Source organism: Psychromonas sp. psych-6C06 (genome assembly GCF_002835465.1).
Classification (GTDB): domain Bacteria; phylum Pseudomonadota; class Gammaproteobacteria; order Enterobacterales; family Psychromonadaceae; genus Psychromonas.
Map to the genome: position 1 here is coordinate 11,039 of NZ_PIZM01000011.1, position 24,239 is coordinate 35,277.

Here is a 24,239-nt window from a genome sequence, read left to right on the forward strand (position 1 = left end):
AATTACGCAATAACACAGATCAACATCCCACTATCGAGATAAATTAAATCCCAATAATGGGACAAGCTACTCTCTAAAATAAAAAAACAAAAAAATAAACATGCAATAACAACAACTTAAAGTTTGGCAACAAACTTGCTAAATAAGATGTAGGTATGAATTGATTCCAAACACAACACATAATTTTTTAATAATAATCACTTTTACTATTACAAGGATGAACATGATAAACACTAAAAGGGTCTTTATTGCCCTAATCACCTTATTGGCCTTAACCGGGTGTATGAACACCAGCCCTAACCCCGAAAACAGCCTTGCCTCTGTACATAGTGATACACTAGAAAATGGGCTTTCCTATAATATTTATGCCAAGCAAGATAGCTCTCAAAAAGTGCAGTTACGTTTATATGTGAACGCAGGATCTCTAAGTGAAACAGAAGAACAGCAAGGGTATGCTCACTTGCTAGAGCACATGGCCTTTAACGGTACTAAAAATTTTCCCAAAAACAAAATTATCGAGCTATTTGAAAAGTCTGGATTAACTTTTGGCCAAGATATTAATGCTTTTACAAGTTTTTCTGAAACAGTATACATCCTCAGCATTCCTGCAAATGATAAAAAACTACTCTCAGAAACACTCTTATATTTGCGTGATATTCTAAGCGACATTGAATTTGACCAAACAGAATTGATTAAAGAGCAAGGCGTTGTACAAAATGAATATCGTGTGCGCATGCCACAGGAGCCTCCCTACCATTTTGCTATTTTTGAAGATTACATCGCTGACAGTGTGTATCAGAAACACTTGCCAATAGGCACTATTGAAAGTGTTGGTAACAGTACAGAGAAAGCTGTTAAAGCTTTTTATAAACAATGGTATCGCCCCAACAACGCCAAACTATTAATCACCGGTGACGTTGATAGCCAACTAACTCAAAAGCTTATTGAAGAGACATTTTCCAGCATTGATAAATCAGATAATCAACAGCAACAAACAGTACCTGATGCACCTAGAATGAGCGAAGAAAGCATTGCCTTTTCTAGTAAACTAATCACCTTTTCACAGACGGATCTATTTTTTGAAATCCCCCAAAAAACACTATCTAATAGCGATCAATTAAGCGAAGCGCTGAAGTTAGAAATGCTAGATAAAATGCTTAACTACCGTTTAAATATACTTAATAGCGAAAGAGACGCCCCCTTTAGCGAAGTATCTTTTAGCTACCTGCCATTGCTAAACAACAAATCTTTTAAAAACCTTTCTGTTAATTATGAACAGGGCAACGACATTAATTCAATTGCCTTCATCGCTCAAGAGTTGGCTCGATTAGCACAACATGGTTTTAATCAAGCAGAATATGAACTACAGCTAGAAGCACTTCAAGCACAGCTGGCACAACTTAAAGCGAATTACCTTAATCAAACAGCCGCTGAAATAGCACAACAAGTTGTTGGTGCATGGCAAACCGGTGATCATATTTTTACTTTTGAGCAGGAACAGCAAGCTTATCAAACGGCCCTGGACTCTCTGACACTTGAAGAGATAAATCAACTAGCTCAACAACTCATTAATTTACCTAAAAAACTAACCCTGGCATATCCCTACGGTAGTGATCAGCCCGATTTATCGATGGTAGATAAAACCTTCAATGAGCATTTTAATGCTCAGGTTGCGAATACCACAATCAAAATTGAAAAAATGACATTGCCGGTAATTATCAAAAGCACTGCAATTAGCCCAATTAAAAAAGAGAAGTTTTATCCAGAAAAACAAATTACCCAATTATCATTGCATAATGGTGTAGATGTTTTATTACAACCTGACAGCAGCGTTCAAGATGCCATTACGCTAACATTTAGTGCTCCAGGTGGCTCGAATAGTTTACAAGGTAAGGAAATTGCGAGCAGTACATTATTAATCAATAGTTATGCTAACAGTGGTCTTGCAGGCTTGTCTGCTCAGGCATTAAACCAAAAATTTATCAGCGCAAAAACCGAAATAATGCCTTTTATTGACAGTAATCACCACGGGTTTAGCATGACCACAGTGAATAAAGATAAAAGCTTACAGCTCCTCTTTTCAATGCTCTACACCATCATGAATGATGCGACCATTAAACCAGCTGTTTTTACACAGGAAAAAAAGAAGCTAATTGAAAATCAAAAAAGCTTTTTAGCACAGCCAATGAACGGCTCAACTATCAAAGTTTTGAATACTCTTTTTCCTGCTAATCCACATCAACATATATTTACTCTCGAAGAGTTAGCGTCAGTACAACAGAGTGATGTCGAAGCGCTTTATACACAACTCTTTTCAAGTAGTAATGGTTATAAATTAACGGTAGTAGGAGACTTCGACCTCGATGCTATGAAAACGTTAGTATTACAATATGTTGCAACATTGGCGGGGGGAGAGTTACACACCTTTGACACAACGCCACAGTCGCTTATTCAACAAGCGTCCACTATCAATGAAACAACTAATCCACAAGATAATGCCTCGGTTAGCTTTATTAGCATCACTAATAACCCTAATAAGGATATTAAAGCTGTTTATCAAGCAGACTTAATGCGACGTATTATTACACAAACATTAAACAGAGTTATTAGGGAAGAGTTTTCACTAACCTACTCACCTTATGTTGCCGTTTACGATCAACAAACGGGTAATGCCTTTACGCAAGTGATTATTCAGGCAACGACTAAGACCGATGATGCGCAAAAAACACAACACCTCATTGAAGGCATTATTAATGACTTCATCACTGATGGCATCACTCCAGAGCAGTTAGCAGACCATCAACGAGGCCTAATACAGGGGATGTTATCTAACTTAAATAAATCCACTGATAGACAATGGCTCTTACATCGTGACCACCTACAAGGGTTTGAGCTAGATTCAACTACTAATGCGAAAGAAATTGTTCACAATATTTCTCTTACTGATATGAATCAATTCATTAAAGAGTACCTAGATCCTAGCAAGACAGTAAAAATTATTAACCAGCCTAAATAGTGAATCCAAGCCTTCTACCTTGGTGTAGAGGGCTTACACTTCCCCCATTTAAAGCAAATAGATTAAATATTTGATCTAAATTTTGCGTAGGAAAACAGCTAAATTTAAGGCGTAAATTGATGACACTATCGAGATCTTAACTTCGTTAATGTTTTAATGGTTGTTCGCTTTGCAAAACTTATAACGAAGAAGTGTATTTTTTTAACTAGCAAAATAGATCAGTTATTTAATGGATTTGGTATAAACAGTATTTCCAACCAATTTCGATACATAGCTAACTTTTTATGAGCCCGAGACATAAAAAAACCCTTGTTTGATCATCAAACAAGGGTTTTAAATTAGCGAGCCTATCTAAAAGCGCGTTTATTTGTCCATATGAACATCCATTTGCGGGAATGGAATTTCAATACCCGCTTCATCTAGACCATCTTTGATTGCTTGCATCAATTCAAAACGTACAGGCCAGTAATCATCACTATTTACCCATGGACGTACCACGAAGTTAACGCTTGAATCAGCCAGTTCAGCAACCGCTACTGTTACACCTGGATCTTTTAAGACTAGTGGGTTAGCGGTTAATACTGCTTCTAATACTGATTTCGTTTTAGCTAAATCCGCTTGGTAGCTAACACCAATCACCAAGTCGATACGACGGGTTGGTTTACGAGAATAGTTAATAATATTGCCACCCAAAATCGATGAGTTTGGTACCACTACAAACTTATTATCAGGTGTTACTAATGTCGTTGCAAAAATTTGCACCGATTCAACACTCCCTGCAATCCCTGCTGCTTCAATGTATTCGCCCGCTTTGAATGGACGTAAGATAACGATTAATACACCAGAAGCAAAGTTAGAAAGTGAGCCTTGAAGTGCTAGACCTACAGCTAAACCAGCTGCACCGATTAATGCAATAAACGAAGTGGTTTGCACACCAATACGGCTAAGGGCTGCAATTACAACAAAGGCAATAATTACGTATTTCACCATGTGCGAGACAAACTCAACAATAGTCGGGTCTAATTCACGTTTAGTTAACACTTTATGGAAACCATTAGCAATAACACGCGCAATGATCATACCAATAATCAGTGTTAATAGTGCTGAGACGATGTTTAAGCCGTACTCAATAATCAATCCTTGATTGTTATTTATCCATTCTAAGCTATTCGCCACTACATCAGCACTATTTTCTAAGCGCTCTCCAATGACCTCTTTAGCTGTTTCTGCTGCTACCGGTACTGCGTTTTCATCTGCCATGCTTATTTCCTTATTTAGCTTTGTTTAAGTTGATTTTCAAAAAATGCCCATTGAGCTTTAAAGTTTTGTGTTGGTTTTTGTTTAAATTGCGAGCGAACAAACTGATTCATACGCCCTTCTACGTAAGCCAGTAACAAATTAGCAATCACCGTTTCATCAGTGTTTAATTTGTCACCACCTAACATCGGTTTTTCACGTAAAATTTGCTTGATTTGTGACTCTATTTTAGAGAACACATGCTCTATACGTAACTGCAAACGCTCATTCTCTCCCAGTAACGCATCCCCCGTTAAAATGCGCGTAATACCCGGGTTTTGTTCTGCAAAACCCAGCAAGAAATGTAACAGATGCTCAATACGAGTAAAGGTTTGTTTTTGCTGTTCTTTAATTAAATTAATTTGTGTAAAAACGGTATTTTCAATAAATTCAATTAACCCTTCAAACATACGCGCTTTGCTTGGAAAGTGGCGATATAACGCAGCCTCAGACACTCCAACCTGGGCAGCTAATTTCGCCGTTGTGATACGTTGACCAGGCTTGCCTTCTAGCATCACCGCTAAAGCACGTAAAATATCATCCTTACGATTTATTTTCTTCTTTGTTGCTGTAACCATTACCGTAAACTTCCTTTAATTATCGTTTTCCTGAGTGGCCGAAACCACCCTCGCCTCGATCTGATGACTCAAAGCTATCTACCACTTCAAATTTTGCTTGAACGACAGGCAAAAAAACTAATTGCGCCAAGCGCTCTCCCGCTTCTAGCGTAAAAGCACGATCACTTCTATTCCAACAAGAAACCATTAAAGGCCCTTGATAATCAGAATCGATCAAGCCGACAAGATTACCCAACACAATGCCATGTTTATGCCCTAACCCTGAGCGAGGCAAAATAGTGGCCGCTAAATTAGGATCTTCAATATGAATCGCAATACCCGTTGGGATAAGCTGTGTTTCACCAGGTTGAATCACTATGGAATGATCAACACAAGCACGTAAATCCATACCAGCAGAGCCAATTGTTGCATACTCTGGCAGTGGAAACTCAGTGCCAATACGTGGGTCGAGAATTTTAAGCGAAATTTGTTTCATTTTTATTTACCCAGCAAAATATTGTTGTGCAATGATTGCTAACAATTGCTGTGCAACGATTTTCTTGTCGGCAAGAGTTATAGCAAACCTTTCTGTTTCAGAAAATACTGTTAACGCATTTTTTTCACTATTAAAACCTTGCCCTGATTTTGCAACATCATTTGCAGCAATTAGTTTTAATTTTTTGCGTTTTAACTTGTCTAATGCGTAACGTTCAACATCTTGTGTTTCAGCGGCAAAACCAACACAAAAAGTATTGTCGTTAGCACTGGCAACATCAGCAATAATGTCAGGGTTTTTAACTAGCTTAATAGTGAGATCATCAACCCCTTGCTGTTTTTTCATTTTCTGGTCAGCGACCTGCTCTGGGCGGTAATCGGCAACAGCAGCACAGGCAATAAAAATATCGCAATCATTTAAGCCCTGTAAACTCGCTTGGTGCATATCAACCGCACTAAGTACGTCTATACGGTTAACACCTGCGGGTGTTGCTAAATGAACAGGCCCACTAATTAACGTAACATTAGCGCCCATCTGTTGTGCAGCTTCGGCCAACGAAAAGCCCATTTTTCCTGAACTATGATTACTAATGTAACGCACTGGATCTAATGCTTCTTGCGTTGGCCCCGCAGTAATGGAGATATTAACACCCGCTAAAATAGGCTTCTCAGGATTAAAAAAATCGATCGCTCTCGTCACTAGATCATCAGGCTCTAACATGCGACCAGGACCAATATCACCACAGGCTTGTGGTCCCTTTCCTGGCCCCCAAATATGTAAACCACGTTGCGCTAACACATTGATGTTTTCCTGTGTTGCTGGTGCTAAATACATCTCCATATTCATTGCTGGCGAGACTGCAATAGGCGCAGGAGCAGCCACACAAAGTGTAGTTAATAATTCATCGGCAAACCCAGCTCGTAAACGCGCTATCAAATTTGCAGTTGCTGGCGCAAGTAAAATAAGATCAGCCCATTTAGCGAGCTCAATATGCCCCATTCCTGCTTCGGCACGCGGGTCAAGCAACGAGTCCGCGACTGCATGGCCCGATACAGCTTGCATGGTCAGGGGGGTAATAAACTCTTTGGCAGAATTGGTCATCACAACTCTTACATCAGCCCCTTGATCCTTTAAACGACGTGTTAATTCGGCACATTTGTAAGCAGCAATGCCACCCGAAATACCTAATAATATTTTTTTTCCAAGTAAAGCAGACATAAAAAAGACTCGTTCGAGGGTTCAAAAAAGAGTGCAAGGATAACATAAACATTTTCAGCAAGATGTGATTTTATCGACTAGATTTAATATCAATTAAACATAAACAAGAGTGTAATAAGAACAAAAAATGGTGACTCTTAAAGATTGGCCAAACCAAGAACGTCCGCGTGAAAAGTTATTACTAAGAGGCAGTAGCGCGCTTTCTGATGCGGAATTACTTGCGATTTTTTTACGCACGGGTTGTAAAGGCATTGATGTGGTTGAACTATCTCGATTACTGATTAGTGAGTTTGGTTCTCTACATGCCCTTTTTGGCGCTTCTGAAAGTGATTTTTGCGCTAAAAAAGGACTTGGGCAAGCAAAGTTTGTGCAACTACAAGCGGTATTAGAGATGTCACGACGATACCTACAAGAGCCTCTGCAAAAAGGGGAGTGTTTAACCAGTGTAGAACAAACTAAAGCGTTCTTAATTGCCAAGATGCATGCTTATCCACATGAAGTTTTCGGTGCAATATTGCTAGATACCCAACATCAAATCATCTGTTTTCATGAATTCTTTTTTGGATCAATTGATAGTGCAACCGTCCATCCGAGAATTATTGTTCAGAAAGTATTACATGAAAATGCAGCTGCAATTATCTTGGTACATAATCACCCAAGTGGCGATCCAACCGCCAGCATTTGCGACCGAAAAATAACCGAAAAAATCATCGATGCAATGAAATTAATTGACGTTCGAGTTTTGGATCATTTCATCGTTGGACACCAAAAAACTACCTCTTTTGCCGAAAAAGGGTGGATTTAATGCTTTAATTCACAGATTTGTTGATCTTTCATACTCAATCATGTATAAAATGCGCCCTCGACGCCTTTGGCGACGGCTAAAAAAGGTGTTCGACTATTTTGCTCGAGTAAAACTATTATTTTGGAGAAAGCGACATGTCTAGAGTATGTCAAGTTACAGGTAAGCGTCCAGCTACTGGTAACAATGTATCACACGCAAAGAACCGCACACGACGTCGTTTCTTACCTAACCTACAAACACACCGTTTTTGGGTTGAGAGTGAGAACCGTTTTGTTAAATTACGCCTAACTACTAAAGGTATGCGTATCATCGATAAAAAAGGTATTGATTCAGTTTTAGCTGATATCCGTGCCAATGGTGAGAAAGTTTAAGGAGCTTTAAAATGCGTGATAAAATTCGTTTAAATTCAAGTGCTGGTACTGGCCATTTTTATACTACTGATAAAAATAAAAAGACTATGCCTGAAAAGTTTGAGATCAAGAAATTTGATCCAGTTGTACGTAAGCACGTTATGTACAAAGAAGGCAAAATCAAGTAATTTTGATTTTATCTGATAAAAACCCAGTTTATACTGGGTTTTTTTATGTCTAAAGAAAAGTGAGAAAGGATGCGACTATCAAAAAGAGGCTGGAACAATGTGCTTATCTTTGGCGTATTGATCATTGTTTTTCTATTCAACTTTAGCCATAAACTACTACTCAAGCCTAAAGTGCATGAACGCACATTAATCAGTAACGATGTGTTGATCGTAGAGATAAAAACACCAGACTTTTCTATTAAACGTGTCGGGCGAGGCTGGATAAGTGAGCCAAATTTAGGGTTATCTGAACATCAACTGTCACTATTGGTACAAAATTGGCAAAACCTGCCCCTTTCCACACAAAGTGCCATCACTCCCCCAGAGAGCAGTTTCATTATGCAAGTTTATACTGCCAATGAAGTACAACCAATTATTGTGCACTTAATACAGCAGGGCGATAATTACCTATTACAAACCGATCAAACCATGTCACTGTTTTTAAGTAGTGAACAGCTACCTCTATTTCTTGGTCGATAACAGTTAATTAGTCATGATGCTTACGACTTAAATCACGCGCTAAAATAAGCGATAGACCAATCATCTGTAAAAAAATAGACCAATTGCGCAACGTAGAAACTTCGCTACGTAAATGCATTTGTAACTCCACCAGCTCCAAATTAAGAAAAAATTTACTGTCTATCTCGTTTCTTATCGCTTCTTGATAAAGGTCGATCTGGTTATCCACAACTTGAATATCATCAACGCGTACCTTTTGATGTAAGTGCTTTTCTAGTAAAAGCACAAACTGAGAAGCAACGGTCTTATTAATTTCTCCCTGATTTACAAGCAGATAAAATATTTCCCGTTTGCGTTCAATTCCCTCTATTTGCTCCCACAATAAACCGATCTCTTTGTCATTATTGCTCATCTGCATCGATAAACTGTTGAGTTGATTAGTTTTAGCATCAATGAAAAAGTGACTAATAAGGGCTGCCAATATGTTGAATAGCAAACCGATTAACACAACAAACCAAGTGGGCACGCGAGACATCATTTATCTTCCCAAACCAATAAACTTAAAGAGATACACTGCCATTTGCAGAAGCTGAAGGTAAAATTGAAGTATAGTGTGCGTTACAGAAATGTTATAACGGCTATATTCGAATCAAGGAGAACAACAATGCCTGAATTACCAGAAGTGGAAACCAGTCGCCGTGGAATTAGCCCGCATATTATTGGCTCAACGGTTTACGATGTGGTTGTTCGCCAACCCAAACTGCGTTGGCCGATTCCAGCAACACTTCTAGCGCATTTAAAGGCACGTAAACTACTCTCCATTGATAGGCGAGCTAAGTACTTGCTACTCAATTTTGAAACAGGCACCCTACTGATCCATTTAGGCATGTCTGGTAGTTTACGTATCTGCACAGAACAAAGCCCGATAGAAAAACATGATCATGCCGATATTATTTTTGATAATTGCTTATTACGTTATACCGACCCGCGACGTTTTGGCGCAATTTTATGGTTAGGCGATAATCCGCAAGACTCTTCACTATTAGCCCACCTTGGTCCCGAGCCACTCAGTGAGAGCTTTACTGCCGAGCACCTCTTTCAATTAGCAGGTAAACGAAAAATTCCGGTGAAACAATTTATTATGGATCAAAAGGTGGTGACGGGTGTGGGAAACATCTATGCAACAGAAGCGCTTTTTATCGCCGGTATTAGCCCAATACGCGCAGCTGGAAACATCTCCGTCAAGCGTTACCAATTACTTTGTCTCGCAATTAAAGACATTTTAGCCAAAGCGATACAACAAGGTGGAACAACATTAAGAGACTTTGTCGGGGGTGATGGTAAACCGGGCTATTTCCAACAGACACTCCATATCTATGGAAAAACAGGCAGTGACTGCCCTAAATGCCAAACCGCCTTAAAATCGCTTAAATTAGCGGCTAGAAACAGCGTATATTGTCCCAAATGCCAGAAGTAAGTTTTACTCAAGAGGTAAATGGTTAGATTAAAAGCCAGACAATCATACTTTTTGCGATACGGGTACAGTTAAGTTTACTTAGCTCAAGAAAAATCATCGTGTTAACACGATGATTTAACGAAGAGCCACGAGACAATAGTGCTATTCAGAACCTACATTATCTCGTCATTTTCTTCACAAAAACCACCACAAAGAGTGCGATGGTAAAACTACCGGTAAAGGCCTCAAGGGCGGCTACGACTCGCGAGAACCCGACGGGAATAAAGTCGCCGTAACCTAAAGTGGTAAAAGTTACTACGCTGTAATATAAACATTCAAAAAAGAAGATAACGTTCTGCTCTAACGTTTGCTGCATTGAGAAAACCTGAAACTCTCCACCAAAACGCAACCCAAAGATATAATAAAAAAAAGCACTGAACACGATCAGCGCCCATGAGAACAACACCACCCGTAAAGGGTCTTCGCCGTAACCACAAAACAGATCGACGATTTTAGAGGAGAGGCGAGTCATCGAATAGAGTGGTTCTTGAAAACGCCGCATGGTTAACTCTTTACGTAAAAATGGTCCCGCCAACATAACCAAACCTTGTTGCTCACTGGTCTTTCTTAAATTACGGTAAATCTCTTCTGCTTGCTCATAAAAATCTATCGCCTGTTCATGATCGCCCTGTGCTTCTAATTGCTTAGCACTATTTTCTTGAATAATCGTTTTGCCTACCTTGATATGCTCTATCTTAGTATCATGAAATTTAATGCCCAATAGGTTGCACTCTTGCAAATGAGCACAATGAATATTGGCATGTGCTAAATCCGCTTTCATCAAACTGGCTCGAATTAAAATAATATTAAAAAGATGCGCACCACGTAAATTCGCGCGATACAGGTCCGCTCCAGTTAAATCAAAGCCACGCTGCGCCCCCTTTTTAACCAGATTCAAATTCTCTAAATTAGCATTTTTCAAGCAAATACCATGTAACATTCCCCCGTCACGTGCATGCTTTTCTAATTTTTGAGCAGTATCGGGGTCTGATTTAACAATGTCAGGATCATGCCAGTAACAAAATTCCGATGAATGGGTGTGCGTATGGCAACGATCGCCAAGGTGGTTGATATAACTACACGTTTCTTTTTTAGACATGACTATTCCCTCGCTATTTTTTAATTATAGAAAGAGAAAAAGGTTTTGCTTGGAAGGGGTGTTTTTTTAAACCTGTTTTGTGATTAGCGCTTTCTGCACACAACAAGGGGCAAGCTGGCTAATATCACCATTATGCTTAAATACCTCTTTGACAACGGTCGAAGAGATAAACCCCGTTTCGCCATTAGCGGCCAGCAATATCGTTTCTAATTGTGGGTTTAATGCTTTGTTTACTTGTGAAAGTTGTATCTCATAATCGGCATCGGTTGTACCACGAATACCACGAATTAATGCCTGCGCTTCTTGTTGTTTTGCTAAATCAGCCAGTAACCCAGAAAAAGGCAATACGTGTACACCTTCAATCTGTTGTGTCGCTTCTGTCACCAGCGCACAACGTGTTTGCAAATCAAAAAGTGTATTCTTGGTTTCATTTTTAGCAACGCCAACAATAACGCGATCCGCCAATCGTGAAGCGCGTATAATGAGGTCAAGGTGACCATTGGTGATCGGGTCAAAAGAGCCTGGAAAAATAACCGTTTTCATTGATACCCTCTACTTTACAACTGCGTCATTAATCTCTTTGAGTTCATCACGGGCAGACTCTGCATTCCAATAAAAGCTATACCAAGGCTCAGGGTTCTCCTCAGATCGAAACGTCGCTTTAGGGAACTCAATGGATATATGGTTATCTTCAAAGGAGTAAACGGATGCTCCGACCTTAACATCGCTGGCTAACCAAAAGACAATAAAAAGTACTAATGGGTAGATAAAAAATAGTTTAAACATTGTGCTTCCTTTACGCTTGTCGAAACAGTTTATTTCCCTTAAGACAAGTTATTGTTTAATTAAATGATGGTATTTTTCTATCATTATTTATTACGATTATCTCAACAACCATTCACTATTTCCAATAAAAAATAAAAAGCTATTTAAAACAAATGATTATTTACAATCGTCAAAAATAAGCCAAAAGTTGCATCATTAATGCTTTTTTTCCCAGCAATCTGCTCTATCTTTAAAGGTATCATTTCAGTGCACAGGAGAAAATACTCATGACCTATAACAAAATTATTGTTAGTGAAGCGATGAAAAGTACGTTTCTAACCTTGGCATTATTTACCCTGTTTGATCTCTTTATTCAGGGCTATAGCAATTACCACAATTGGATTATCTGCTTATATATCGTTTTATTTAGCGTTTATTACCTACTTGCTAAGCGATTCCTATAGCTTAAGTAAAACTTACTGTTTCTTGAGATTGCTTAAAAATAGCTTGCGATAAAAACGTTAAAAATTCATCACCACTGCGATCATCAATCCATTGACCATCCACATAATCATAATGATGGCCATTTTCTAATGTCGCCAACCACACTTGATGCAAAGGTTGTTGGCGATTAATAATCAGCTTACTACGATTTTCGAACTCTAAGGTTAGCAACCCTCCATTTTGGTCATAATCTACGTCTGCACCAGATTCTTCAATACAATCTTCTATGGTTTGGTACAACTCATCTGCTAATTGTTGAAATTGACTGTCATTCACGATCTATCTCCTTTGCTTTTTAACACTGAAGTGCGATTATAGAGGGCTAAAATTATTTAACTAGGATAAGCGATGAAAAAGCTAAATTTATTATTAATACCCGTGCTTTTTTCAAGTTTATTAGTTGGTTGTGGCATGAAAGGACCACTTTATCGTGCTCCTGAAACACCAACAGTAGAAAAACAACCACCAGCACCAGAAAAAACGATAGCAGAGCAAAATAGTGAAACGCTTGAAGATGAGTAACCAATCACTCAAGATTGTGCTTATTTATTAGCTATTACATAATTCACTCTCTACTTTATAAATTCAAGAAAATAAAAAGGATTTAACATTGGATCACTTTAATTATCAAAATGATGGCCGTCTTTTTGTTGAAGGACTTCCTATCGAAGACGTTATCGCAAAATCAGGTACGCCTGCTTACATCTATTCTCGTGCGACGATTGAACGTCACTGGAAGGGTTTTGATGAAGCAGCGGGTAGCCATCCCCACCTAATCTGTTATGCGGTTAAAGCAAACTCTAATCTGGGTGTCTTAAACCTAATGGCGCGATTAGGATCCGGTTTTGATATTGTCTCTGTGGGTGAATTATTACGTGTTATTCAAGCCGGTGGCGATCCTAAAAAAGTTGTTTTTTCAGGTGTAGGTAAAACAGAAGTTGAAATAGCGACAGCTCTTCAAGCAGGCATCTACTGCTTCAATATTGAATCAATTTCTGAGCTGTACCGAATTAATGACGTCGCCGGCACATTAAATATGCAAGCGCCTATTTCTATTCGTATTAACCCCAATATTGATGCTGGTACACATCCTTATATCTCAACAGGCTTAAAAGAGAATAAGTTTGGTATCGATATCGAGCAAGCTTCAACTGTTTATCATTTAGCAAACGATCTTGAGTTTATTGAAGTAAAAGGTGTTGATTGTCATATCGGCTCACAAATTACTGAAGTAGCCCCTTTTATCGAAGCATTAGATAAACTACTTATTTTAATTGACCAACTTGAAGAGAAAGGGATCAGCATTAGCCACCTTGACCTTGGTGGCGGTTTAGGTGTCCCTTATGACGCAGAAAAACCACCAGAGCCAAAAGAGTACATGAATGCGGTTATCGAAAGAATGGGGGATCGTCAGCTTAAACTCCTATTTGAACCGGGTCGCGCGATCATGGCAAATGCAGGTATTCTAGTGACTAAAGTTGAGTTCTTAAAAATCAACGACCATAAGAGCTTTGCCATTGTAGATGCTGCCATGAATGACCTCATTCGCCCAGCTTTATACAGCGCTTGGCAAAATATTATTCCACTGAACAATACTTTTACAGAGTCAGAAACTCGCCCACTACGTAACTATGATATCGTTGGGCCTATCTGTGAAACAGGGGATTTCTTAGGTAAAGATCGTCAACTTGCATTAGCAGAGGGTGATTATCTAGCTGTTCGTAGTGCTGGTGCATACGGCGCGACCATGAGTTCAAACTATAATTCACGTTGTCGCCCTGCCGAAGTGATGGTGGACGGTGAAAAAGCCTTTATCGTACGTGAACGTGAAGAGCACCGCACATTATGGGCGGGCGAGCACATTTTACCATAGAGATAAAATCGCCATTTAAGCTAACCTCAGTGTCCGCTTAAATGGCTTAACAACCTGTATTTATTAAAAACAGTATTACGTTAGAAAATAGATGGAAATAGAATAGAGATGAACATCCAGTTTTCAAAAATGCACGGCTTAGGCAATGACTTCATGGTCATTGATAATGTCACTCAAAATGTTTTCCTCTCTAAGGATGCAATCCGTCGTTTAGCCGATCGTAATTTTGGTATCGGATTTGACCAATTATTAATGGTTGAAGCCCCCTATGATCCCGATTTAGATTTTCATTATCGTATTTATAATGCTGATGGCAGTGAGGTTGAGCAATGTGGCAATGGCGCTCGATGTTTTGCACGTTTTGTAAAACTCAAAGGGTTAACACAGAAACGCGTGATTAACGTGAGCACTGCAAAAGGAAAAATTCAGCTTAAAATCGAGCAAGATGGCAATATCACTGTAGATATGGGGAAGCCTATTTTAGAGCCAGCAAAAATCCCTTTTGAAGCGCAGAAAGAAGAAAAAACCTATATTTTACGCGTCGAAGACCATACCGTTTTATGTGGTGCTGTTTCAATGGGCAACCCACACTGTGTAGTGCTAGTCGATGATATTGACAACGCCCCAGTAGAGACTCTTGGTCCATTATTAGAAAAGCATGAGCGCTTCCCTAATAAAGTGAATGTTGGGTTTTTACAAGTGATCAGCCGCGACTTTGCCAAACTACGTGTTTGGGAGCGAGGGGTTGGTGAAACGCTAGCGTGTGGCACTGGTGCATGTGCGGCTGCAGTTATCGGCCAATTACAAGGCCACCTAGACACGCATTGTTCCATTGAACTTCCAGGCGGAAAACTAAAGTTTTTCTGGCAACCGGGACAAAACGTGCGCATGACAGGAGCAGCAGAGTTTGTATTTGATGGGCAAATTCAAGTTTAAAAAAGTAGACAGATTGGTTTTCATCTCTGTCTACTTAGCGACTTACTGTTTACCGTCTTAATAATGAAATCGTTACAGCAGCCCATTGAAGAGTACTTAAACCACCTTGCCAGTCAACGTGGTTTAAGTCCTGTGACCATTACAAACTATCGCCGTCATTTAATAGAGTTTACCAACCAGTTAATTGGCAAACAGGTAAATGAATGGATTGAACTAGATAGTAATCACGTACGCTTAATGGTGAAAGAGCTCAACCATAGTGGTATCAAAGCGCGTTCCATCGCAACAAAGTTGTCTTCATTACGATCATTTTTAGAGTTTCTCGTACAAAATGAAGTGCTTACTTTCAATCCCGCTAAAGGCGTTGCGGCTCCCAAATTAGATAAACCACTACCTAAAAACATCTCTGTTGATGAAGTCTTTCAGTTACTCGACATTGATGACCAAGACCCGCTAAGTGTACGAGATCAAGCGATGATGGAATTAATGTATTCCTCTGGTTTAAGGTTAAGTGAGTTAGTGGGCATTAACTTAAAAGATGTAAAATTACGTGAAAAAGAGATAATGGTACTGGGTAAAGGTAGTAAACAACGCTTACTGCCGATCACTCAGAAAGCGGTGCTGACGCTACACGCATGGTTAAAGTTACGCCCTGAATTTTGTGAAGCAGGAGAAACCGCTCTGTTTACCTCTAAACTTAAAAAGCGCATTTCCGTGCGTAGCGTACAGGCGCGTATGGAAAAGTGGGGATTACAGCAAAACTTAGCAAGCCACCTTAATCCGCATAAGTTACGCCACTCTTTTGCCACTCACATGCTCGAATCGAGTGGCAACTTACGTGCAGTACAAACACTTTTAGGTCATGCAGATTTAGCCACAACACAAGTGTATACACACCTTGACTTTCAACATCTTGCAGAGGTGTACGATAAAGCACACCCTCGCTCTAAACGGAAAAAATAATGAAATTTTATCGACCATTAAAACCTTTTAAAGCGATCAGCTTTGATCTTGATGACACGTTATATGACAACCACCCGATCATCAAAAAGGCGGAACAGGACTTTCTCATCTATTTAAACCAATCCTATCCAGAGCTGAGTGAATTAGATGCCCGTCAATGGCGGTTATATAAAAACCACGTGGTACGAGAAAAGCCACAATTAGCTGAAGATGTTTCATTATTACGTATTGAAATTTTAAAGCGTGTAATGACTATTTTTGGCATTGCTGAATATAAAGCGATTGAATACGCACCTATTGCCTTTGCTGAGTTCTTGCGTTTACGCAGTAACTTCACGGTGCCACCTGAAAGTTTATGCTTGCTTGATAAATTGGCTGAACATTACCCTTTAATCGCGATAACCAATGGCAATGTTGATGAGAAACAGATCGGTCTCGATAATAAATTTCAATTCATTCTCAAAGCAGGTGCTCCTTTTAAAGCCAAACCACATCACGATCTTTTTGTAGAAGCGGCTCACCGACTAAACATTGAAGTCAGTGATATTCTACATATTGGCGATCACCTCATCAGTGATGTCTTTGGCGCGCAACACAGCGGAGCACAAGCAGTTTGGTTGAATGAACACAAACAGTCGCTCACTGGTGCAAGGTTATTACCAACGGTTGAAATTACCCATATTAATACACTATACTCACTCATCACTGAATAAATAAACAGGCTTTTTTATGGACGTTTCCTACTTAATTGATGGTTTAAACGACTTTCAACGTGCTGCCGTTTCTGCTCCAGAACAAAACATGCTGGTATTAGCGGGCGCCGGAAGCGGTAAAACACGCGTTTTGACCCATCGTATCGCATGGTTAATGCGAGTAGAAAACATTCCAACCTATGGCATCTTAGCAGTTACCTTTACCAATAAGGCAGCTAAAGAGATGCGTGGACGAATTACCGATATCTGTCCTTTTCAAATTGGAGGCATGTGGATAGGTACTTTTCATGGTATTGCGCATCGCCTATTACGCTTACATTATCAAGAAGCTAACTTACCCGAACAGTTTCAGATTATCGACAGTGATGACCAACAAAAGATGATAAAACGAATCATCAAGACCCTTAACCTTGATGAGAAATACTACCCTCCAAAAGAGCTACAGTGGTATATCAACGATAAAAAAGATGAAGGCTTACGCGCGAAACATATTGATGCCGGTTATAGCTTGCAAGACAAACAACGCCTACAGGTTTATCAAGCCTACGAAGAAGCTTGTCAGCTCGCCGGATTAGTTGACTTTGCAGAATTACTGTTGCGAGCTCATGAATTACTACTTAATAACGCAGCTCTGCTTAAACATTACCAAGATCGTTTTAAACATGTATTGGTTGACGAATTTCAAGATACCAACAAGTTACAATATGCGTGGTTAAACCTACTCACAGACAGTGATAATTACTTAACTATTGTTGGTGATGACGATCAGTCTATCTATGGTTGGCGAGGCGCTGATATTGAAAATATTCAACGCTTCTTAAAAGAAAAAAATAATCCAGTGACTATCCGTTTAGAGCAAAACTACCGCTCTACAGGGCATATCCTGAATGCCTCTAACCAACTGATTCAAAATAACAGTGACCGCTTAGGTAAGGAGTTATGGACCAGTGGCGAAGCCGGTGATCCAATAGCGATTTATAGCGCCTTTAACGATTATGACGAAACCCGTTATGTCACTTCACAAATACAAGCTTGGGAGCGAGAAGGTAATAAGCTATGTGACTGCGCAATTTTATACCGTAGCAATGCGCAATCGCGTCTTTTTGAAGAGCAGTTTATGGCCAACCAGTTGCCCTACCATATTTATGGTGGACAGCGCTTCTTTGACCGTTTAGAGATAAAAGACAGTATCGCTTATCTACGTTTAATGAATAACCATCAAGATGATGCTGCATTTGAACGTATCGTTAACAAACCGAAACGAAAAATCGGTAACACCAGTCTCGATAAAATCCGCCTTTGCGCACGCGAGCAAGGGTTTACACTTTGGCAGGCAAGTGTTCACTTACTAGAAAATAAACAACTTAGCGCAGGTGCACGTAGCTCACTGAGTGGTTTTATTGAACTAATCAGCCGTTTTAAAAGCGAAACCTCTGAGTTACCGCTATTTCAAATGGTGGATCACATCATCAACCATTCAGGTCTGAAAGCGATGTTTGAAGCGGAAAAAGGTGAGAAATCACGCAGTCGCATTGAAAACTTACAGGAGCTTGTTTCTGCAACGAAGGGGTTTGTTATTCCTGAAGAGGAGCAGGAGATGGATGAGCTGACCGCCTTTCTTGCTTATGCGGCACTTGAATCGGGTGATAATCAAGCCGACGAATTTGAAGATGCCGTACAGTTGATGACTATGCACTCCGCAAAAGGGTTAGAGTTTGCGCAAGTATTTATGGTAGGTGTTGAAGAAGGTATGTTCCCTGGACAACGCTCTACTGAAGATGAAACGCGCCTCGCAGAAGAGCGTCGCCTTTGTTATGTCGGCATGACTCGAGCAATGCAAAAGCTAACCATTTGTCATGCTGAAAGCCGACGTTTGTATGGGCAGGAGAAATTCCACTCTGCGTCGCGCTTTATTGCTGAGTTGCCTGAAAAAGATATTCAATTTGTGCGTAAAAAAGCGCAGGTCAAACGGATGCAACCGGCGGCAAGCAAAGCCCCCGTATTTAACGGAGAAAGCCAAGATGTTTTAGGCTTCAAATTAGGCCAACAGGTTAGGCACGTAAAGTTTGGCGAAGGCACAGTGATCGCGCAAGAAGGCAGTGGTGACAACAGTCGTTTACAGGTGCACTTTATCGAAGCTGGCAGTAAGTGGTTAATGACTGCCTATGCAAGATTAGAGGCGATATAGCGCTAACTATCTGAAATTATTAACGCTTCTAAGACGCCTTAATTCGTTTTGCAAAAAAACTAAATGACAGGTCGAATTATTAGCGTTTTTAGCACATTTATTATTCATAAAACTGTAATTTGTAGCTACGCTTTAAGGGAATAAAATTATTTCTCAAGGAGCCTCTGATGCGTTTTAAGCCGATAAAAGAATTCTTAGCTCATATTGAAGAGTGCCATCAAGCACTTGCGGATCTTTATCTGCGATTAAGCCTCGAAGCAAAAGATGAAAAAGTAAAACTAATGCTCGATTTTATGCGTAATAAAGAGCAGTTATCCTATTTACACCTCCATGAATATGCACAGCAATCACCCGACAGTTTATTAGAGACTTGGTTAGATAACGTCTTTGATCAAAGCTTTCCAATGAAGTGCCAACAAATGAAAGTACAACCTGACTTAGCGGTCGAAGATGTCGTCGCACTCGCGATGAAACTAGATATGCAACTGATCGAACTCATGCAAACGGCTGCCTATAATTCTCCGACCATTGAAGCCGAACTTGCCTTAGAGAACCTCAGTAATCAAGAAGAAGAAAGCTTGCACCAAGTGGTCATTGCGAGCCATGAATTTGAGTTTATGTAATCCTAATAACATTCGAATTAAATAAGTTATTTTAACCGGTAAAATAGAGCCACTGTTTCCTTCATTTGCTATAACGCGAGTCTGAAACAAGTAACCTTAAACGCAGTCTTTACTGCGTTTTCTTTTTTAAACAGATAAACAACCAGAGAACTAGCTTGCGATGAATAACACGCTAGTTTTCCCTGCCGATAAATTGTAGAATTCCCCCTCTATTATTAGTCCGTATCAATTGGTGAATTATCTATGAAAGCTTTTATCCAGCAACAACTTGAACAAGCGATTGTTTCCCTTAAAAAACAGCAAATCGTTCCTGAAGATATTCAACCCCGCATTGCTATTGATCGCACTAAAGATAAGTCGCACGGCGACTTTGCCAACAATCTAGCATTGATGCTTGCTAAACCAGCAAAGCAAAACCCACGCGCACTAGCAGAACTTATTGTTAAAAACTTACCTACTTCTGATCTCATTATTAAAACAGAAATTGCAGGGCCAGGCTTTATTAACTTTTTTATCAATCCAAACTACCTAGAAAAACAAATCGATAGCGCCTATGCCGATAGCCGTTTAAATGTAGAGTTAATTGAAACACCACAAAATATTGTTATCGATTACTCATCACCAAACCTTGCTAAAGAGATGCACGTTGGTCATTTACGTTCAACTATTATTGGTGATGCAGTAACAAGAACTCTTGAATTTCAAGGTCAAAACGTTATTCGTCAAAATCACGTGGGTGACTGGGGAACGCAATTTGGTATGTTGCTCGCTTACATGGAAGAGCTTCGTGCACAAAACGCTGAAATTTCAAAAAACCTCGCTGATTTAGAAGTTTTTTATCGCGCAGCAAAGGGACGTTTTGATGAGTCAGAAGAGTTCGCCAACCGTGCACGCTTTTTAGTAGTAGAGCTACAAAGTGGTAATGAAGAATGCTTAACACTCTGGAAAGAGTTTAAAGATATTAGTATCTCGCACTGCCAAGAAGCTTATCAACGTTTAGGCGTGAGCTTAAGCCTTGAAGATATTCGCGGTGAAAGCGCTTATGATAAAGACCTTTCAGTTGTCGTCAGTGATTTAGATAAAAAAGGATTATTACAAGAGAGCCAAGGGGCGAAATGTGTTTTCTTAGAAAGCTTTAAAAATAAAGAAGGCGAGCCACTACCCGTTATCATTCAAAAGAAAGATGGTGGCTTCCTCTACGCAACTTCTGATTTAGCAGCCATTCGCTACCGCCAATCATCATTGAACGCCGATCGTGCGCTTTACTTTGTTGATGCGCGCCAAGGATTACATTTCCAGCAAGTGTTTGAAGTCGCGCGTTTAGCTGAATTTGTAAAACCTGAAACAACACTTGAACATATGCCATTTGGTACTGTAATGGGCGAAGATGGGAAACCATTTAAAACACGTGCAGGCTCAACACCTAAACTGGCAGACTTACTAACAGAAGCAGAAGAGCGTGCCTACGAATTAGTAAAAGAGAAAAACCAAGATATGGCTGAAGATGAACTTCGTCATATCGCTTCAGTAGTGGGTATTGCTTCGGTTAAATACGCGGATCTTTCTAAAAACCGTACCAGTGATTACACCTTCAGTTTTGACAGCATGTTAAGTTTTGAAGGCAATACCGCACCTTACCTGCTGTACGCTTACACGCGTGTTGCAAGTATCTTCAACAAGGCAGGTATTGAAATGGATAGCATCACCGCTGATGTTGTGCTCAACGAAGAAAAAGAGAAAGACCTTGCGAGCAAACTGATGCAGTTTAATGAAATTATCAATCAAGTGGGTAAACAGGGGATGCCTCACTTCCTATGTGCTTATCTATTTGAATTAGCAGGTTTATTTTCAAGCTTCTACGAAGCATGTCCGATCTTAGTTGCCGATAATGAAAGTCAAAAACAGAGCCGTTTAAAATTAGCCGCTTTAACAGCTAAAACATTACAACAAGGCTTATCACTATTAGGCATTAACACCCTAGAGCGCATGTAACATGGCACAGCCCAATAGACGAAAAAAAAGCGTTGCTGTCAAAAAAGAGAGACGAGCAGCCCCTAAACGACCGCAAAAAAACAAGCAGGGGTTTCCTTTTTTAGCGCTTGGCATTGCGATAATGTTATGCGCTTTTATCGGCTATTTTATTTTTGCTGTGGATAAACCAGAGCCTGTGAAAGCGGTTAATAAGCCTCCTGTTAAGCAGGAGGAAACATTGCCAGAAAAACCACAACCGAAATGGCAATATGAAGAAGTGCTGCCCAATAAAGAGGTGGTGGTTGATATCCCCGAAGAAAAGAAAAACACTCGTCCTTATCAGATGCAGTGTGGCTCTTTCCGTAAACAGGGCGATGCTGAGACATTAAAAGCGAGAATCGCTTTTCAGGGACTCAATAGCACAGTGAAAAAGACCGGTGACTGGTATCGTGTTATTTTAGGCCCCTACGAGAGAAAGCGCTTGGCAGAGAAAGATCGCCATAAACTGCAACGAGCCAAAATTAATGGCTGCCAAATTTGGTATTGGCGTTAATACCAAATCCACTAAATAACTGATCAATATTAGCGGAATTGGTATAACCATAAACAGCACGGATAAAAAGGATAAATGAAAATTTATCCTTTTCTATTTTTATCCCCCTTGAAATTACCCTATTCCCCCTTATATCTACTAAATACACTTCAATGAACAGGTAATTAAAATGACAACTATTGTTTCAGTACGCCGTGGTAACCAAGTGGTTGTAGGTGGCGACGGTCAAGTTTCTCTCGGAAATACAGTCATGAAAGGTAATGCACGAAAAGTGCACCGTTTATATAACAATCAAGTTATCGCAGGTTTTGCAGGCGGTACAGCAGATGCATTCACGTTATTAGAGCGTTTTGAAGCAAAGTTACAAGCACACCAAGGTAATTTAGAGCGCGCTGCCGTTGAACTCGCAAAAGACTGGCGTACCGATAAAATGTTACGCAAGTTAGAAGCGTTATTAGCCGTTGCAGACAAACACCACTCTTACATCATTACTGGTAATGGAGATGTAGTACGCCCTGAAAAAGACCTGATTGCAATCGGATCTGGCGGAAACTTTGCCCAGTCAGCAGCCCTTGCACTATTAGAAAATACAGAGTTAGATGCGAAAACCATTGTTGAAAAAGCACTTACTATCGCAGGCGATATTTGTGTTTTCACCAACAGTAATCAAACCATTGAAGTTATTGATTTTGATAGTAACGATAACAGTAGCGATAAATAGGATAAAACTATGTCAGATTTGACTCCAAAACAGATAACCCATGAATTAGATCGCCACATTATCGGTCAAAGTAAAGCTAAACGTGCCGTTGCCATTGCACTGCGTAACCGCTGGCGTCGCATGCAACTTAATGAAGATATTCGTCAAGAAGTGACGCCAAAAAACATTCTGATGATCGGCCCAACAGGTGTTGGTAAAACAGAGATTGCACGTCGCTTAGCAAAGCTAGCTAACGCACCATTTATCAAGGTTGAAGCGACTAAATTCACTGAAGTAGGTTATGTTGGTAAAGAAGTAGAAACCATTATTCGTGATCTCGTTGATGTATCAATTAAGATAACACGTGAACAAGAGATGAAAAAAGTCACAACCAAGGCAGAAGACTTAGCTGAAGATAAAATTCTTGATATCCTTCTTCCTCCAGCACAAACAACAAGTGACTGGGATACCAGTGGCGATACCGTTGAGGAAGGTGCTGCACGTCAATCATTCCGTAAAAAATTACGCGAAGGAAAATTAGACGATAAAGAGATTGAAGTCGATGTGCCTGCTCCGCAAATCGGCGTAGAAATCATGGCACCTCCCGGTATGGAAGAGATGACCAATCAATTGCAAGGTATGTTCCAAAACTTATCAGGCAAAGGTGAAGTTAAAAAACGCAAAATGAAAATTAAAGATGCGTTAAAAGCGATCATTGAAAATGAAGCGGCAGGACTGATTAACCAAGAAGAGCTTAAAGAACGCGCTATTTTTGCAGCCGAAAATAACGGCATTGTATTTATCGATGAGATAGACAAAATTTGTAAACGTGGCGATAGCAGTGGCCCAGATGTTTCCCGTGAAGGCGTTCAGCGCGATTTATTACCGTTAATTGAAGGCTCAACAGTAAGCACTAAGCACGGTATGGTAAAAACAGATCACATGTTATTTATCGGTTCAGGTGCATTCCAAATCGCTAAGCCTTCAGATTTAATTCCTGAGTTACAAGGGCGTATGCCAATTCGTGTTGAACTAGAAGCTTTAAAAGAGGAAGATTTAGCACGAATCCTGACAGAGCCAAAAGCATCTTTAAGTGAGCAATACCAAGCATTGTTAGCAACAGAAGGCGTAAGTGTTGAATTTACACAAGATGGTATCGATAAAATCGCAAAATCTGCATGGCATGTTAATGAAACAACTGAAAATATCGGCGCACGTCGTTTACATACGTTAATGGAGCGCATTATGGATGAACTCTCTTATGATGCAGACGATCGTAAAGGTGAATCGATTCGTATTGATGCCGACTATGTTGCTAGCGCGTTGGATGAAGTGATCGAAAACGAAGATTTAAGCCGCTATATCTTATAGTCTTTAAGTAATAGCAAGCATAAAAAAAAGCCCGAGCAAG

27 protein-coding genes are annotated in these 24,239 nt (G+C 39.9%); 18 read left to right on the plus strand and 9 right to left on the minus strand.

The window, feature by feature from the left end:
- Positions 1-223 precede the first annotated feature (223 nt).
- Positions 224-3,016, plus strand: a complete 2,793-nt coding sequence (locus CW745_RS14410) for a M16 family metallopeptidase (RefSeq protein ID WP_101109399.1) — start codon at positions 224-226, stop codon at positions 3,014-3,016.
- A gap of 363 nt (positions 3,017-3,379) precedes the next feature.
- On the opposite strand, the gene mscS is transcribed toward CW745_RS14410, so the two are convergent.
- From mscS to coaBC, 4 genes are all read right to left on the minus strand, one after another.
- A complete protein-coding gene (gene mscS / locus CW745_RS14415) occupies positions 3,380-4,192 on the minus strand; it encodes a small-conductance mechanosensitive channel MscS (protein ID WP_238596836.1) in 813 nt (270 codons plus the stop codon).
- Between the two features lie 98 nt (positions 4,193-4,290).
- Positions 4,291-4,890 carry a nucleoid occlusion factor SlmA gene (gene slmA, locus CW745_RS14420; RefSeq protein WP_101109401.1) on the minus strand — a complete coding sequence of 200 codons (600 nt, stop codon included), beginning with the start codon at positions 4,888-4,890 and terminating at the stop codon, positions 4,291-4,293.
- 19 nt (positions 4,891-4,909) lie between these two features.
- Entirely contained in the window at positions 4,910-5,365 is a 456-nt protein-coding gene (dut, locus tag CW745_RS14425; RefSeq protein ID WP_101109402.1) for a dUTP diphosphatase, read from the minus strand.
- Between the two features lie 6 nt (positions 5,366-5,371).
- Positions 5,372-6,583 carry a bifunctional phosphopantothenoylcysteine decarboxylase/phosphopantothenate--cysteine ligase CoaBC gene (gene coaBC, locus CW745_RS14430; protein WP_101109403.1) on the minus strand — a complete coding sequence of 404 codons (1,212 nt, stop codon included), beginning with the start codon at positions 6,581-6,583 and terminating at the stop codon, positions 5,372-5,374.
- Between the two features lie 127 nt (positions 6,584-6,710).
- On the opposite strand from coaBC, the gene radC reads away from it, so the two are divergent.
- The 4 genes from radC (at position 6,711) to CW745_RS14450 (ending at position 8,445) form a co-directional block, all read left to right on the plus strand.
- Positions 6,711-7,388: a DNA repair protein RadC gene (radC, locus tag CW745_RS14435; protein ID WP_202973205.1), complete on the plus strand. Its 678-nt coding sequence runs from the start codon at positions 6,711-6,713 to the stop codon at positions 7,386-7,388.
- Between the two features lie 134 nt (positions 7,389-7,522).
- The gene (rpmB, locus tag CW745_RS14440; RefSeq protein WP_019616405.1) at positions 7,523-7,759 is read left to right on the plus strand and encodes a 50S ribosomal protein L28; all 237 of its coding nucleotides are present in this window, start codon (positions 7,523-7,525) and stop codon (positions 7,757-7,759) included.
- Between the two features lie 11 nt (positions 7,760-7,770).
- Positions 7,771-7,926, plus strand: coding sequence for a 50S ribosomal protein L33 (gene rpmG, locus CW745_RS14445; protein WP_011768487.1), 156 nt, complete (start codon positions 7,771-7,773; stop codon positions 7,924-7,926).
- A 69-nt stretch (positions 7,927-7,995) separates the two neighbouring features.
- Entirely contained in the window at positions 7,996-8,445 is a 450-nt protein-coding gene (locus CW745_RS14450; RefSeq protein ID WP_101109404.1) for a hypothetical protein, read from the plus strand.
- A gap of 7 nt (positions 8,446-8,452) precedes the next feature.
- Here CW745_RS14450 and CW745_RS14455 read toward each other — a convergent pair whose 3' ends face one another.
- On the minus strand, positions 8,453-8,962 hold the full coding sequence (locus CW745_RS14455) for a hypothetical protein (RefSeq protein ID WP_101109405.1): 510 nt from the start codon (positions 8,960-8,962) through the stop codon (positions 8,453-8,455).
- Positions 8,963-9,088: 126 nt separating this feature from the next.
- Between CW745_RS14455 and mutM the strand changes: the two genes are divergently transcribed.
- The gene (gene mutM, locus CW745_RS14460) at positions 9,089-9,901 is read left to right on the plus strand and encodes a bifunctional DNA-formamidopyrimidine glycosylase/DNA-(apurinic or apyrimidinic site) lyase (protein WP_101109406.1); all 813 of its coding nucleotides are present in this window, start codon (positions 9,089-9,091) and stop codon (positions 9,899-9,901) included.
- A 157-nt stretch (positions 9,902-10,058) separates the two neighbouring features.
- Here the strand turns inward: mutM and CW745_RS14465 are convergent, their stop codons facing one another.
- From CW745_RS14465 to CW745_RS14475, 3 genes are all read right to left on the minus strand, one after another.
- Positions 10,059-11,039 carry an ion channel gene (locus CW745_RS14465; RefSeq protein ID WP_101109407.1) on the minus strand — a complete coding sequence of 327 codons (981 nt, stop codon included), beginning with the start codon at positions 11,037-11,039 and terminating at the stop codon, positions 10,059-10,061.
- Positions 11,040-11,105: 66 nt separating this feature from the next.
- Entirely contained in the window at positions 11,106-11,582 is a 477-nt protein-coding gene (gene coaD, locus CW745_RS14470; protein WP_101109408.1) for a pantetheine-phosphate adenylyltransferase, read from the minus strand.
- Positions 11,583-11,591: 9 nt separating this feature from the next.
- Positions 11,592-11,825 carry a hypothetical protein gene (locus CW745_RS14475; protein WP_101109409.1) on the minus strand — a complete coding sequence of 78 codons (234 nt, stop codon included), beginning with the start codon at positions 11,823-11,825 and terminating at the stop codon, positions 11,592-11,594.
- A gap of 266 nt (positions 11,826-12,091) precedes the next feature.
- Here CW745_RS14475 and CW745_RS16720 point away from each other — a divergent pair, with 266 nt between their 5' ends.
- Entirely contained in the window at positions 12,092-12,268 is a 177-nt protein-coding gene (locus CW745_RS16720; protein WP_193755622.1) for a hypothetical protein, read from the plus strand.
- Position 12,269: 1 nt separating this feature from the next.
- Here the strand turns inward: CW745_RS16720 and cyaY are convergent, their stop codons facing one another.
- Positions 12,270-12,584: an iron donor protein CyaY gene (cyaY, locus tag CW745_RS14480; RefSeq protein ID WP_101109410.1), complete on the minus strand. Its 315-nt coding sequence runs from the start codon at positions 12,582-12,584 to the stop codon at positions 12,270-12,272.
- Between the two features lie 72 nt (positions 12,585-12,656).
- Here cyaY and CW745_RS16725 point away from each other — a divergent pair, with 72 nt between their 5' ends.
- The 11 genes from CW745_RS16725 to hslU all read left to right on the plus strand — a co-directional run bounded on the left by CW745_RS16725 (position 12,657) and on the right by hslU (position 24,199).
- Complete coding sequence (locus tag CW745_RS16725) at positions 12,657-12,830, plus strand: lipoprotein (RefSeq protein ID WP_193755623.1); 174 nt, start codon at positions 12,657-12,659, stop codon at positions 12,828-12,830.
- A gap of 88 nt (positions 12,831-12,918) precedes the next feature.
- Positions 12,919-14,181 carry a diaminopimelate decarboxylase gene (gene lysA, locus CW745_RS14485; protein WP_101109411.1) on the plus strand — a complete coding sequence of 421 codons (1,263 nt, stop codon included), beginning with the start codon at positions 12,919-12,921 and terminating at the stop codon, positions 14,179-14,181.
- Between the two features lie 108 nt (positions 14,182-14,289).
- A complete protein-coding gene (gene dapF / locus CW745_RS14490) occupies positions 14,290-15,117 on the plus strand; it encodes a diaminopimelate epimerase (RefSeq protein WP_101109412.1) in 828 nt (275 codons plus the stop codon).
- Between the two features lie 63 nt (positions 15,118-15,180).
- Positions 15,181-16,080, plus strand: coding sequence for a tyrosine recombinase XerC (gene xerC, locus CW745_RS14495; RefSeq protein ID WP_101109413.1), 900 nt, complete (start codon positions 15,181-15,183; stop codon positions 16,078-16,080).
- Positions 16,080-16,793, plus strand: a complete 714-nt coding sequence (locus tag CW745_RS14500) for an HAD-IA family hydrolase (protein WP_101109414.1) — start codon at positions 16,080-16,082, stop codon at positions 16,791-16,793. Before xerC ends, CW745_RS14500 begins: the two co-directional genes overlap by 1 nt.
- Before the next feature lie 16 nt (positions 16,794-16,809).
- Positions 16,810-18,981: a DNA helicase II gene (uvrD, locus tag CW745_RS14505; RefSeq protein ID WP_101109415.1), complete on the plus strand. Its 2,172-nt coding sequence runs from the start codon at positions 16,810-16,812 to the stop codon at positions 18,979-18,981.
- A 167-nt stretch (positions 18,982-19,148) separates the two neighbouring features.
- Positions 19,149-19,604, plus strand: coding sequence for a hypothetical protein (locus CW745_RS14510; protein ID WP_101109416.1), 456 nt, complete (start codon positions 19,149-19,151; stop codon positions 19,602-19,604).
- A 243-nt stretch (positions 19,605-19,847) separates the two neighbouring features.
- On the plus strand, positions 19,848-21,596 hold the full coding sequence (gene argS / locus CW745_RS14515; protein WP_101109417.1) for an arginine--tRNA ligase: 1,749 nt from the start codon (positions 19,848-19,850) through the stop codon (positions 21,594-21,596).
- A gap of 1 nt (position 21,597) precedes the next feature.
- Positions 21,598-22,128, plus strand: a complete 531-nt coding sequence (locus CW745_RS14520; RefSeq protein ID WP_101109418.1) for an SPOR domain-containing protein — start codon at positions 21,598-21,600, stop codon at positions 22,126-22,128.
- A gap of 169 nt (positions 22,129-22,297) precedes the next feature.
- Positions 22,298-22,849: an ATP-dependent protease subunit HslV gene (hslV, locus tag CW745_RS14525; RefSeq protein ID WP_101109419.1), complete on the plus strand. Its 552-nt coding sequence runs from the start codon at positions 22,298-22,300 to the stop codon at positions 22,847-22,849.
- 9 nt (positions 22,850-22,858) lie between these two features.
- Positions 22,859-24,199: an ATP-dependent protease ATPase subunit HslU gene (hslU, locus tag CW745_RS14530; protein WP_101109420.1), complete on the plus strand. Its 1,341-nt coding sequence runs from the start codon at positions 22,859-22,861 to the stop codon at positions 24,197-24,199.
- The last annotated feature ends 40 nt before the right edge of the window (positions 24,200-24,239 follow it).

Excerpts from the sequence above, each read along its gene's own strand:
- CW745_RS14450 (WP_101109404.1), top strand. The coding sequence starts at position 7,996 with ATGCGACTATCAAAAAGAGGCTGGAACAATGTGCTTATCTTTGGCGTA.
- dut (WP_101109402.1), bottom strand. The coding sequence starts at position 5,365 with ATGAAACAAATTTCGCTTAAAATTCTCGACCCACGTATTGGCACTGAG.
- CW745_RS16725 (WP_193755623.1), top strand. The coding sequence starts at position 12,657 with ATGAAAAAGCTAAATTTATTATTAATACCCGTGCTTTTTTCAAGTTTA.
- CW745_RS14475 (WP_101109409.1), bottom strand. The coding sequence starts at position 11,825 with ATGTTTAAACTATTTTTTATCTACCCATTAGTACTTTTTATTGTCTTT.
- coaD (WP_101109408.1), bottom strand. The coding sequence starts at position 11,582 with ATGAAAACGGTTATTTTTCCAGGCTCTTTTGACCCGATCACCAATGGT.
- hslU (WP_101109420.1), top strand. The coding sequence starts at position 22,859 with ATGTCAGATTTGACTCCAAAACAGATAACCCATGAATTAGATCGCCAC.
- CW745_RS14500 (WP_101109414.1), top strand. The coding sequence starts at position 16,080 with ATGAAATTTTATCGACCATTAAAACCTTTTAAAGCGATCAGCTTTGAT.
- CW745_RS14520 (WP_101109418.1), top strand. The coding sequence starts at position 21,598 with ATGGCACAGCCCAATAGACGAAAAAAAAGCGTTGCTGTCAAAAAAGAG.
- CW745_RS14510 (WP_101109416.1), top strand. The coding sequence starts at position 19,149 with ATGCGTTTTAAGCCGATAAAAGAATTCTTAGCTCATATTGAAGAGTGC.
- CW745_RS14410 (WP_101109399.1), top strand. The coding sequence starts at position 224 with ATGATAAACACTAAAAGGGTCTTTATTGCCCTAATCACCTTATTGGCC.
- CW745_RS14455 (WP_101109405.1), bottom strand. The coding sequence starts at position 8,962 with ATGATGTCTCGCGTGCCCACTTGGTTTGTTGTGTTAATCGGTTTGCTA.
- xerC (WP_101109413.1), top strand. The coding sequence starts at position 15,181 with ATGAAATCGTTACAGCAGCCCATTGAAGAGTACTTAAACCACCTTGCC.
- hslV (WP_101109419.1), top strand. The coding sequence starts at position 22,298 with ATGACAACTATTGTTTCAGTACGCCGTGGTAACCAAGTGGTTGTAGGT.
- coaBC (WP_101109403.1), bottom strand. The coding sequence starts at position 6,583 with ATGTCTGCTTTACTTGGAAAAAAAATATTATTAGGTATTTCGGGTGGC.
- CW745_RS16720 (WP_193755622.1), top strand. The coding sequence starts at position 12,092 with ATGACCTATAACAAAATTATTGTTAGTGAAGCGATGAAAAGTACGTTT.
- rpmB (WP_019616405.1), top strand. The coding sequence starts at position 7,523 with ATGTCTAGAGTATGTCAAGTTACAGGTAAGCGTCCAGCTACTGGTAAC.
- radC (WP_202973205.1), top strand. The coding sequence starts at position 6,711 with ATGGTGACTCTTAAAGATTGGCCAAACCAAGAACGTCCGCGTGAAAAG.
- CW745_RS14465 (WP_101109407.1), bottom strand. The coding sequence starts at position 11,039 with ATGTCTAAAAAAGAAACGTGTAGTTATATCAACCACCTTGGCGATCGT.
- mutM (WP_101109406.1), top strand. The coding sequence starts at position 9,089 with ATGCCTGAATTACCAGAAGTGGAAACCAGTCGCCGTGGAATTAGCCCG.
- slmA (WP_101109401.1), bottom strand. The coding sequence starts at position 4,890 with ATGGTTACAGCAACAAAGAAGAAAATAAATCGTAAGGATGATATTTTA.
- dapF (WP_101109412.1), top strand. The coding sequence starts at position 14,290 with ATGAACATCCAGTTTTCAAAAATGCACGGCTTAGGCAATGACTTCATG.
- uvrD (WP_101109415.1), top strand. The coding sequence starts at position 16,810 with ATGGACGTTTCCTACTTAATTGATGGTTTAAACGACTTTCAACGTGCT.
- argS (WP_101109417.1), top strand. The coding sequence starts at position 19,848 with ATGAAAGCTTTTATCCAGCAACAACTTGAACAAGCGATTGTTTCCCTT.
- rpmG (WP_011768487.1), top strand. The coding sequence starts at position 7,771 with ATGCGTGATAAAATTCGTTTAAATTCAAGTGCTGGTACTGGCCATTTT.